The 10,210-nt window shown below is 47.3% G+C and carries 11 protein-coding genes; 3 read left to right on the forward strand and 8 right to left on the reverse strand.

Annotation, left to right across the window (positions count from 1 at the left end; genetic code table 11):
• Position 1 precedes the first annotated feature (1 nt).
• The 4 genes from IX91_RS24140 to IX91_RS24155 are packed head-to-tail and all read right to left on the reverse strand — an operon-like array spanning position 2 to position 4,466.
• The gene (locus tag IX91_RS24140; RefSeq protein WP_004747984.1) at positions 2 to 898 is read right to left on the reverse strand and encodes a GHMP family kinase ATP-binding protein; all 897 of its coding nucleotides are present in this window, start codon (positions 896 to 898) and stop codon (positions 2 to 4) included.
• Positions 899 to 916: 18 nt separating this feature from the next.
• On the reverse strand, positions 917 to 2,107 hold the full coding sequence (locus IX91_RS24145) for an ATP-grasp domain-containing protein (RefSeq protein WP_004747985.1): 1,191 nt from the start codon (positions 2,105 to 2,107) through the stop codon (positions 917 to 919).
• On the reverse strand, positions 2,107 to 3,303 hold the full coding sequence (locus IX91_RS24150) for an MFS transporter (protein WP_004747987.1): 1,197 nt from the start codon (positions 3,301 to 3,303) through the stop codon (positions 2,107 to 2,109). Before IX91_RS24150 ends, IX91_RS24145 begins: the two co-directional genes overlap by 1 nt.
• Positions 3,297 to 4,466, reverse strand: a complete 1,170-nt coding sequence (locus IX91_RS24155; RefSeq protein WP_004747989.1) for an ATP-grasp domain-containing protein — start codon at positions 4,464 to 4,466, stop codon at positions 3,297 to 3,299. The genes IX91_RS24150 and IX91_RS24155 overlap by 7 nt, the downstream gene beginning before the upstream one ends.
• A gap of 305 nt (positions 4,467 to 4,771) precedes the next feature.
• Between IX91_RS24155 and IX91_RS26895 the strand changes: the two genes are divergently transcribed.
• Complete coding sequence (locus tag IX91_RS26895; protein ID WP_049843821.1) at positions 4,772 to 5,116, forward strand: type 2 periplasmic-binding domain-containing protein; 345 nt, start codon at positions 4,772 to 4,774, stop codon at positions 5,114 to 5,116.
• Positions 5,117 to 5,265: 149 nt separating this feature from the next.
• Entirely contained in the window at positions 5,266 to 5,598 is a 333-nt protein-coding gene (locus tag IX91_RS26900) for a LysR substrate-binding domain-containing protein (protein WP_236643020.1), read from the forward strand.
• 46 nt (positions 5,599 to 5,644) lie between these two features.
• Here IX91_RS26900 and IX91_RS24165 read toward each other — a convergent pair whose 3' ends face one another.
• The 4 genes from IX91_RS24165 to IX91_RS24180 form a co-directional block, all read right to left on the reverse strand.
• Positions 5,645 to 6,259 carry a DUF2913 family protein gene (locus tag IX91_RS24165; RefSeq protein ID WP_004747991.1) on the reverse strand — a complete coding sequence of 205 codons (615 nt, stop codon included), beginning with the start codon at positions 6,257 to 6,259 and terminating at the stop codon, positions 5,645 to 5,647.
• Positions 6,260 to 6,456: 197 nt separating this feature from the next.
• The gene (locus IX91_RS24170) at positions 6,457 to 7,479 is read right to left on the reverse strand and encodes a phytanoyl-CoA dioxygenase family protein (protein ID WP_004747993.1); all 1,023 of its coding nucleotides are present in this window, start codon (positions 7,477 to 7,479) and stop codon (positions 6,457 to 6,459) included.
• Entirely contained in the window at positions 7,476 to 7,982 is a 507-nt protein-coding gene (locus IX91_RS24175) for a DUF1353 domain-containing protein (protein ID WP_004747994.1), read from the reverse strand. Before IX91_RS24175 ends, IX91_RS24170 begins: the two co-directional genes overlap by 4 nt.
• A gap of 20 nt (positions 7,983 to 8,002) precedes the next feature.
• The gene (locus tag IX91_RS24180) at positions 8,003 to 8,530 is read right to left on the reverse strand and encodes a hypothetical protein (protein ID WP_004747996.1); all 528 of its coding nucleotides are present in this window, start codon (positions 8,528 to 8,530) and stop codon (positions 8,003 to 8,005) included.
• A 274-nt stretch (positions 8,531 to 8,804) separates the two neighbouring features.
• Here IX91_RS24180 and IX91_RS24185 point away from each other — a divergent pair, with 274 nt between their 5' ends.
• Complete coding sequence (locus IX91_RS24185; protein WP_004747997.1) at positions 8,805 to 9,377, forward strand: hypothetical protein; 573 nt, start codon at positions 8,805 to 8,807, stop codon at positions 9,375 to 9,377.
• Positions 9,378 to 10,210 lie beyond the last annotated feature (833 nt).

A 10,210-nucleotide genomic window follows, 5' to 3' on the forward strand; every position in this document is an offset into this window, starting at 1 on the left:
CCTACCCCTGTAACCTTGGTGTTTGAAGCCATTCCCATTGCCGTTCGTATTCGGTTTGGCAAACGTGCAATGTTATCTCGTTGTCATTAATGAACCGGCTCTCCTTCATCAATTGCATCGATTGAAAAGCCTTGTGCTCAGAGTCGTAAATCAGTCCCAATACACTGCCCGTGTGTCCCACGGCGAGGCCGAGCGCGCCAAACGTGCGATAGACGGGCGAAAACTTGTCGTACAATGGGTTGGGATTATCACACTGGTTCAACGCCGCCGATTTGGTGGCCACGTCCGAAATGGTCCTGAGATCCAACGAAGCATTGCGCATGGTTTCCAACAGCGCATGTTGACGCTGTTTATGGCGTGAGCTTAACGTAACCTGGTTGGTGATCACCGTACTGTGAGGCTCAATGACTAAAACGCTAAACGGCGGAAGTTGAGTCATTTGGGCCAGCAACTGACCCGACTGTTGATTCACGGCACTCATCCCGGCATAGGCAATCCCATCACTGGATTCGATACCAATGCAAATCTGGTTAAGCTGAGCCGAGCTGACCGGAACGCCCATTGCTTCAAATACCGCGGACGCCGCCGCCAAAATGTTGGAGGTACTGGATGCCATCCCTTTTCCCACCGGAATATCGGAACGTTGATGGACATAAATGAAGGCACCTGCCAGACCACAATACTCACACGCACGTCTTATGGCGCGTTTTGTTTTCTCCCCCAAATTACCAATAATAATAATCTCATCATTATCACAAATATGGATCAGTACTTCCGTTTCCGTATAACGATTAATCGGTAATGTAATATGAAATGGATTATTATCCCTATCGAACCCCTGCAAGAGTTCCCCACACGTACCAGGCGCGCGGCTCATTCCTTTATATATTTTGCTCATGAGAGTGGTCGTGAATCTCTAGTGATTAATATTAACTTCTGCGTTGTCTATAATTTCATCAACGGTTTGAAGTAATTGATGATAAGAAGGTTGGTTATTTAGCAATAAATAAAACAGCTCATCCGAACCATTTCTCGCCGTTTGAACGGATTGCCCGATCTTAGACATGTATTTAATACTATTTACCTGTTCAGAAAGGCTGGCTAAATCTAATTTCGTAAAGCGCCCACTCTCTTTATTAAAGTAGCTCATCGTTGCCGTATAGTACGTCTGATTGGTTTTATTTTTGCAGGCCGCCGGGAGCCCTAATTGCCATCGAATGTGCTCGTCAAATAAGTTGATGCCATGGACATTGTCGATCGCCTGCGCGATACCGCCCCCGCCAGGACGGATCGCAATTTCGCACAAAGTCAGGTTGTCACCATCTGAGAAAAACTCAAAGTGAAACACCCCATTCTGCACGTCTGCCGCGGATAAATAGCGCATCAATGCCGCTGTCGCCGTCGCATGCAGTGCCGTCGCCTGGTTCGAAATCAACGACGCTTTCCACTTTTCGGTCGCGTAGTCGGCGCAAGGAACGCTGTATTGACCTAACGATGAAAAGACCAATTGATTGTCTCTCACTAACGCGTCTAGATGGTACAAATCATTAGGGTTATAGGCTTGAATCAGCATGGTCTCAGGATCGTACATCTCAAAGGCGAGCGCCGCCTCAGTCAACATGTGCACGCCGACCGACCCCGCCTCCGCCGTGGGTTTCAACACCACTTTGCCATATCGCTCGATAAATGTGCTCAGTTCTTCAAGTGAACTCCCTTGATAAATGGGGTTCACTTCAATTCCCGCCTGCTCTGCAAGCCCATTCATTCGGGGCTTATCTCGAAAGTTTTGCGCTTTTTTGACGGTTAGGTTCGACAGCCCTAAGGCTTGCTGCGCGTACGCGACAGGGATCACCTCTTGTTCTGAGACATACACCACCTGCTCGATGTCATAACGGCACTGGATACTCTTCAGCAGTTGCGTTAATTGCTCTTCTGCATCTCGAAGCTCAATCAGATGCAGTTCTTTGTAACTGCCTTTTGGAGGCAGGTTCGAGGCTCTAACAGAAAAAACATAGACGAGCTCCCTGTCCGCTAAACACTCAAATAGCTGGCCGTTAGATTCTAGGCAATCGTAGGCCGACCGTGACACAATCACAGTGACTGACATCAGAACTTCTCCTTGTTGCTGATATAAGAAAATAAAAACGCCAAACTGCACACACCCAGATACGACGCCCATAAGTTTGCGAAACCAAGCCATTCATACAGCCAATAGTTCACGGCATTGGCCAGCAAAAACGCTAGGGCGGCAATGGCACTTGCACACCCGAAGACCGTACCGGACAAACTGTCATCCGATACCTTGGTGAGTTGATAATCGACTCGAAAGGAACAGGCGATTTCAAATACTGAAAACACCACCACACCGAGCAATAACGCGGCCGGAGCCCAGTAAAAGCGGTCGTCACTGATCTCACTCGCCAAATACAATAAGCCAAACACCACAACCAGCGACAATTGGATCGCATTGGCCCCCAGTGCCAACTTGGCAATTTTGCTCTGCAGTAGGATCACGACGAACGAATTGACCATGAACATTGCGGCAACCATTTTCGTACTGAAGGTTTGCTCAACAAAAACGGGCAGCAGGTACTCTAAATGGCTGTACAAAAAGATGAACGCAAACTGCAGTTTGAGCACACTCAATACTTGGAGCGATATCGCTTGGCGAACCGTGTTGACGGATAACGGCATCGGTGTCGGTCGGGCCTGATCGTCAGTTTCAGCGCGCGCACCGATGAATACCACGACAGAGCAGGCGTAAATTGCCGCGATCGCAATACAAGCGGCGGAGAAATGCTCAGAGATCAGCAACGACCCAATCACGGGACCAATGGCCGTGCCAGTGTTCAGGCTCATGCTGCGCCACACAATGACTTTCTGAAGCAACGCATCGTTATCTTTGTAAGGCAGGAACAGCAGCTTTCTGACCGAAGGGTGAAACAGAGCGCTGCCGACCCCATTGAGCACGGCAGAGAGCACTAACGTCACTTCCGTGGGGTTGATCGCCAATAACAAGTATGAGAAGCACCGTGCGGCAACGCCTAACATTGCCACTTGATGGCTCGGATACTGATCAGATAACGCCCCACCCACAATGGATAAGCCACGTTGCACAACGATTTTTATCGTAATGAGTGAGCCCGCAAACGCCAGGCCAAAGCCTAAGGAATCCGAAACATAAATGGCAAAAAACGGGGTCAAGATATAGCTGCCCACCGCAAACAGAAACGTGCAGAGTACGTACATAAGTGAGCGAGTAGACACACGTGATGAGGGTGATACGCCGCCTTCAACTAACACAGGAACTCCTCAATCGCCGACTGTAAGGTTTGCGTGCGCTCATACGAGAAAAGCAGTTTCTGTTCGCAGGTCACCGAGCTGGCCGAGGGTTGCGCGTCAAAACGGTGCGTTTTGAGCGAGGTGACGTTCAATGCAGCCGTGTCATACTTAACGTCCTGCCAATCTTTGGTCATTGCCGTATTCAGCAACCATCCGGACAATGACGTTCTTTGAACCCACTCCACAGGTTGCCCCGTCAACACATCGATGAGCATTTTCAAGGGGTTCACACCAAACGAAGCGCTGATTGAATCTTTGATCAACCCCCCTCCAATTCTGCTCCCCACTTCACCCGCAATGAAGCGTGTCGAGGACGGTGATTTAAAGAACTCAAAATGATAGATACCATCGCAAAGCTGTGCTTTAGGCAAACTTGCGGTCAATAATGCCTGCAACGCGAGGTAATCAGGACAAGTCTCATCAAGCATATAGGACCCCACATTAAACTCATTGAAGGTGTGGGGAGGGTGAAAATACTTGGACGGAGAGAAGAGCACCATCTGGTTCTGGCTCACAATGACATCAACGTGGTAGACGTCACCGACGACAAACTCCTCAACCATGTATTGGCCATGCGACACCTCACTGAGAAGCTCGCTATTCCCTCGCAATAAACTTACCGCTTTCTGGATATCGTCCAAGACGAAGACCCCTTGAGAGCCTGATCCCATCCTGGGTTTTAAAACGATTTTTCGGTTCTGGTTCAAAAATGAAATAATATCGGACAGACAACTGACTTCTGAAAAACGTGGCGCGGCCAATGACATGCGCGAAAATAATTTTTTCATTGCCACTTTGTCGCGAAATGCGGTCGCTTCCTTAACGGTCTGACCTTTAATTCCTATTAAATCTCGCGCAACAGAAGTACGTAAAACATCAACTTCGGAGTTGGAAAAAATAATATCAGGTCTAAACAGAGTGGTTTGATTAAATAAGAATTCATCGAACTTTTTTGACTCATATTCTGGGCCATAACACACAGAACAATTATCACTCATATTATTAAAACATCGAATCGTGTTTTTACTGGTTAAAATACGAACTTCAGCAATAGGAAATACGTTAAAGAAATAGTTTTCAAACTCAGTAGCAGATTTGGGGTTTTGTACAACTAATATTTTCAAGATGGAACATCCGTTTCACTGTAATAAATCCTTCACAATAGGCCATCGATAGTTATACATGCATATGCAGTGTGTCAATATGCGTTATTTTAAAAATCATTAATATGAAATTTTTTGTTGGGCTGTCATCAATTTCCAGCAGTTTGTAACAAAATGTAAATATTAAACAATATAAAATTTGTGGTTTAAAACCATAAAAAACAACGTGCTAGAAGCCCCTCAGCCCATTTCGCTAGCTGAGAAACCACGCATTTCCTCCTCACGCATAGCAGGCTTTTCTCCTGTGATCACGTGCCCCGCCCTCAGTGACACCTGGGCTGCAGCACATCGAAAAAACGCTCAGTCCCGATACTTCAGCGCCCATCGCGAGTGGTCAGCTTAATGAAAGAGGGGCAACTGCTATTAAAAAAGGTCTAACGATTTTGCCTGCACTGGATGAACGGCAGGAACAAGTGGATGAGCGCAAAGGACAGATTTGCGGTAAACTTAGTGTCTTAGCGCCCCTTGGGTTCGGCAACGATGACGTCGCTCCCCTTTTAGGTCGATATCAACACATGCACCCAACGCTCGATATCGAACTCGAGCTTTCTGATCACCCAGAGTGGTCATCCCATCACCAATGGGACGTCATTATATCTATTGGAACGTGAAACAACTCATCATTGAGAATGGTCACTTTAGCGGCCAAGCAACGTTTTATCGGCGCCTCACCACAAGACATTCAAGAAATGGGTCGACCAGAGACCCCATTCGATCTCTTACAACACCGTTGTACGCATTAAGAGAAAACAACGAAGACGTGGCACCGTGGCCCTTTACCGATATGGCAAACGACCGTGAGCAGGTGATTCGAATCAATCCTAGCCTTGCGAGTAATGAAGGACGAGTGATCAAAGAGTGGGCGTTAGCAGGACTAGGTATCATCATGCGCTCTGAGTGGGACGTTAAACCACAAATTGACAGTGGTCAGCTCGTGCGGCTTTTGCCTGACGACGCGTTACCCGATGCAAACATTGTTGCACTGGTGGGCAGCGCGAAACAAGAACGCTCAGCTCGAATCGCGGGGTTTCTATCACTGTTAAAGACACCGTTATCAAGCGTTCCTTGGCAACCACTCAATAAGGATACTTAGCCGTTTTTTTGCATGGCTTCTCCATCGGTTTGGCTAACTACACCGCTCAATGAGCAGAAGTCACCGCACTCGAAGCCTCCAATACTGGATGCAACAGAATATGGGCTTGGTGCTGTTCAGCCTGCCACTCTTTCATCTCGGCACGAAACTGGCCGTGCTGCTCGATATGCGGCAATAACTCTGACGCTTGCTCTGACTGGATCAACACGGAAAGCGGTGCGACTTGTTGGTCGGTGTTATCGAAACAGTGCTCGAGATGTTCTTCTAACATGTAGAGTACCCCAGGTTCAATGGGCGCCTCTTTATCGAACAAGCGCGATTCGACATTCAACTCGTCATAAAGATAAACCAACAACGAATAGAGGCTTTCTGCCCCAGCCAGTTTGGTTTGATTGGATTTGGTGTTCAGCAGATAAAGCTTTTGTTCCAAATTGCCACTTTTGGATCGCGCCACCTGGATCATCATACGGATGTCTTTTTTCACATTGGCCAACGTTCGCTGTTTGAGCTTAGGCTTGAGAAATCGCACTAAAATTTCGTTGCGGGTACTCACTGGCACATGGCGATCGGATTGAGCCACCTGACCCAGCAGGTGAAGCAACGCATGGCAGATCAAAGTGTGCAGGTTTTCGTAGTATTCAAAATCTTTTTTAATTTGCATGTCTGTACTGGCAAATAAACGACAATGGGATTCGATGCGCCTAGGATACGACTTACCCACCCAGAACGCGAGTGACGAGGTGGCATTTGTGCTGGAATTCTCGTTCCTTATGCATGCCGTGCAACGTGTCATGCGCTTTTCAGTCCCTCGTAACTGTAAGTAAGTGCTCACAAAAAGGAATAGTGCGCCTTAACGAATTAAGTCGGCGGCGCTGCACTGACGCTTCGATACCGGTTGGCCCCCCGAGAACGATCCTCACCGCACAACAACAAGTTTTCGTGATGAGTGATGTAATGCAGCTCCTCGTCCACCAAATCGCCACAAAACCGTTCGGGATAAATGAGGGTATCACTGCGGGTGACTCGCCAGTGCAATGCGTAGCGACTGGACCAGTTGCGGTTGGGTAAGAACCCATGCAAGAGCCGCTCATTAAAAAGCACAAACTCCCCCTTTTTCATCGGCAAGACGACCGTTTCGGTGGTCGTCTCCGGCACCCCCCAGACGGTTTTGGCTTGGTACTTCGCCATTTCAGCTTCCACATAATGCATGACCGTCCGATATGTATCGATCCCGACATCGTAGCTTTCAAACAACCGAGAGGTATCCACGTTTGGCACGAGGTTACCGAGTTGTGCTCGCCTTAAAATCGCATCGACGCTTCTGCATCCCGCAAACGGATTTTGCCATTGTGCGGCGCTCGGTAACGGTACCCAGACTTGTCGATAACGGCAAAACAGTGATCGACACATAAGCTTGAGGGGCGCGTCATCCACGGTGACATCATCCAACGCCAGCCAGACCGAGACATTCTTGTCCCGGCGAGCTGGCACTCCCATGGGCTTCAAGCAAGGTTTCGGTTCACCAATCGCTTTCCAATCTCCGCCTCCCCAATCTTGAAACCACCCTGTACTGCTGCCCCCACCGGAAACATGATCAAGGTAAGATCGCCACAACAACAAGTCTTCCCCAAGCAATTGGCGAAGCGTCTGTACCACCACGGGATGCGTCATTAATGCCGCCAGTTGAGGCAACACCAAGTGCCAATCGCGCACACTGTATCGCCCATAAATGGGATGCTCCGGTGCTTGGGTGACAATGTCACTCAGCGACGCTCGAATTTGGTCAAGGCCATGTTCATCGACGTAACATGGCAAAGGTCCCAAGTAGCCATCCCGTTGAAACGCGATACGTTGTTCGGGTGTAAGGCCATTCACGCTCATCGGGACTCCCGATCAATCACGACCAAGGCTTTAGGCAATAAGGGTTCCGCGACAGTTCGGCGACAGCGGCGCCAAACAACCCCGCCAAAGAGTGCAAGTCCCCCCCAAACCAATCCGTGGATCAGCGCCATCCCATTAGCTTCTCGCCCAACTTGATAAAAAAGCCGATCCCAATGTTTTTTTCCCGCGCCTTCGTCGGCTTTCACAATGTGGTGAGCGTCATCGAGTGCCCAAATATAGTCGTAGCGGTAAGCAAAATCATGAACAATCCCCGGAACCAACAGCAGTCCGGTCGGCGATAGTCCCCCCCACAGGCCCCGCGGAAAGGAGGCCCCATCAAACACAAAACCGCTCGGGATAACGAATACACGTCCTTGATGACAATAGCGCCAATCTTCCGCCAACTGCCACGAACGTACGGCCGTGCACCAACGGAGCCACTGACGCCAGAAAGGCAACCCTTGAGTGGGGAGACGGATGGGAATCAGAACAGGCATGATCATGATCTTTCCTTATGACTGCGCTACGGACGAACCAGCCAAGCGCGTTGATGGGATTGATGGCGTTTCACCGCATCGAAAAAGGCCTCCTCGATAAACGACAAAAACACCTGATGTCGTTTTGGTGCAGTGAGCAGCAAGATGCGCGTTTCCCCTGAGCGAAATGCTTTCGCTGGTGGGGTAACGTGTGAAGGTAAATGGGGTTCTGCTGAGTAGTGTCGGCCCAGTTGCTCGGCTAAACGCTCGAATTGCCCTTGATCGGTCATGACACATAACAGTGCCACCAAACGATCTGCTCGATCAAACACAAGACTGATTTCCGCCAACCCATCATTGACCAAAATGGTGGGTGGGTGAAGGGTGTCAATTGGCAGGCGATAGATTGGGCCATGTGTATAGCGATCCACATTCGCAAACGTAGCGGTTGGGTAAAGTTTGAGCATGGTTTGCACCGTTGAAGTACCGAGGGTCAGCCTAAACACCGTCACCGAGGCCAGCGCGGAGTGATGAATCAGCGTAGCCATGATCCCGACTATCAACGCGTATTTCATGCTCCCTCCGAACTAACATCATCTGATAACCTGACTATATGGCTTCTTTTTCAGTGACAGAAGGTTAATAAATTTAAATAAAGCTTTTGGAGAGAGTGAATCGAGTGGCATTCGAAGAGTCGACAACTCAAAGTTACATTTAACGTTTATTAATCATTAACAGCGCTTTCACCAACACCAATCATATATACAATCGAGAGCATATACATGCCGACTACTGATCCCGAGCGAATCATAGGGTGGCCGTTTCATCAACTCAAGCCAGAGAAAGATCATGGACACTAATGCGATATTCGATTGTTTAGCACTGACCTTTGAACGAGATTTTGAGCGCATCTTTGTTCGTCCCAATTGTCATTTTGAACGCTGGCATCAACGGATCCACTTTTCCACCCCGTTGGATCTGCGTTATTTGGTTTCACCAGCACCACTGCGACGAGAAAGTTTAACCGATTACGAATGTACTCGGTTGCAAATGGCTGCGGTCCGATTTGTGTGTGGTTATTTTGATCAATTGATTTACCAGCGCCCCTACTGTCCTGCAATTGATAGCCAATACCAGTTGAAAGAAAGTCACTATGTAAAACGTTCTTCTTTGCTTGTACGTGACGTGAATGCGATGACTGTGGATTTGTCTGTCAGCAATAGAGCTTGTGGTCAGGAGAAACAGCAAGTCACATTGGACTGTTATGGAGACATTAACGGCCAACATTGGTTTTTCTCACGTTTGGTGTTCTTTGGTCACGCTGAGCCGCGATTGGGGATCTACCCATTATCGCTTCTCAAGGCCAAAACACAGCGTCACTTCTTCACTCATGACGGTATCCCTGAAATCAAAATGTTCTAGTGAAGTGAGGCGCTTGCTTTTGTGACATGGTCACTTAAGACAGGTGTGGTGTTTAATAGACTCGATGGTGGGGTAAAAGCCGTAACAACACGCTATGTAAGTGTGTACTTACATTCATTATGATAATTAATAACTAAGACTTGTCTAAAAAACAATCGGATCTTCCTACATGATAGAGTGATCAGTACAAAAAAATGTGTGATATTGCTATATCGCACAAAAAAGTTTGCTTTAAACGCCCATTCCGATGTGTATTTTTGTCGAATAACCACCTATGTGTTTGAAATTATTAATGTTAGTTAAGACGACATAAAAATGATCATAGACCCTTCTATTATGATGTGGTTCAAGTCGATGTCTCAAATCAACCGGTTAGCCCGTTATTCACTTATCCACAATCACTATAAGATCTATTGTTTCTATTAAGTACTATCTAAACTATTAGACTATTGATCTATATAACTATAGAGCCTTTAAGTGATTGAAATTAAATGGTTTTTAGAGAAATACAGATCAGAAAAGTTTGCACCTTGATCAAATAAGTTTGCTTTAGGATCATATAAGTTTGCTTTGTGATCATTTTTGTTTGCTTACCTGACAAATAAGTTTGCTTATGACGACAGAAAAGTTTGCTTAATGATCATTTACTTGTCAAAAACAGAACAAAAAAGTTTGCTTATTTGAACGGCGCACAAAAAATTGTGACACAAGCAAACAAAATTGTCGTTAATACTGCCTAATCACACATATTTGTTTGCTAACTGGTTAAAATGTGTCATCCTACACTGCATGTAAAACAAAAAAGTTTGCCTGAGCAAACAAAACTGTCCGGT

The sequence above is a fragment of the Vibrio tubiashii ATCC 19109 genome, assembly GCF_000772105.1.
Taxonomy (GTDB): domain Bacteria; phylum Pseudomonadota; class Gammaproteobacteria; order Enterobacterales; family Vibrionaceae; genus Vibrio; species Vibrio tubiashii.

What these genes read in the sequence shown, in the direction of transcription:
- IX91_RS24140 (WP_004747984.1), bottom strand. Translation starts at nt 898, where the DNA reads ATGAGCAAAATATATAAAGGAATGAGCCGCGCGCCTGGTACGTGTGGG.
- IX91_RS24145 (WP_004747985.1), bottom strand. Translation starts at nt 2,107, where the DNA reads ATGTCAGTCACTGTGATTGTGTCACGGTCGGCCTACGATTGCCTAGAA.
- IX91_RS24165 (WP_004747991.1), bottom strand. Translation starts at nt 6,259, where the DNA reads ATGCAAATTAAAAAAGATTTTGAATACTACGAAAACCTGCACACTTTG.
- IX91_RS24170 (WP_004747993.1), bottom strand. Translation starts at nt 7,479, where the DNA reads ATGAGCGTGAATGGCCTTACACCCGAACAACGTATCGCGTTTCAACGG.
- IX91_RS24175 (WP_004747994.1), bottom strand. Translation starts at nt 7,982, where the DNA reads ATGATCATGCCTGTTCTGATTCCCATCCGTCTCCCCACTCAAGGGTTG.
- IX91_RS24180 (WP_004747996.1), bottom strand. Translation starts at nt 8,530, where the DNA reads ATGAAATACGCGTTGATAGTCGGGATCATGGCTACGCTGATTCATCAC.
- IX91_RS24185 (WP_004747997.1), top strand. Translation starts at nt 8,805, where the DNA reads ATGGACACTAATGCGATATTCGATTGTTTAGCACTGACCTTTGAACGA.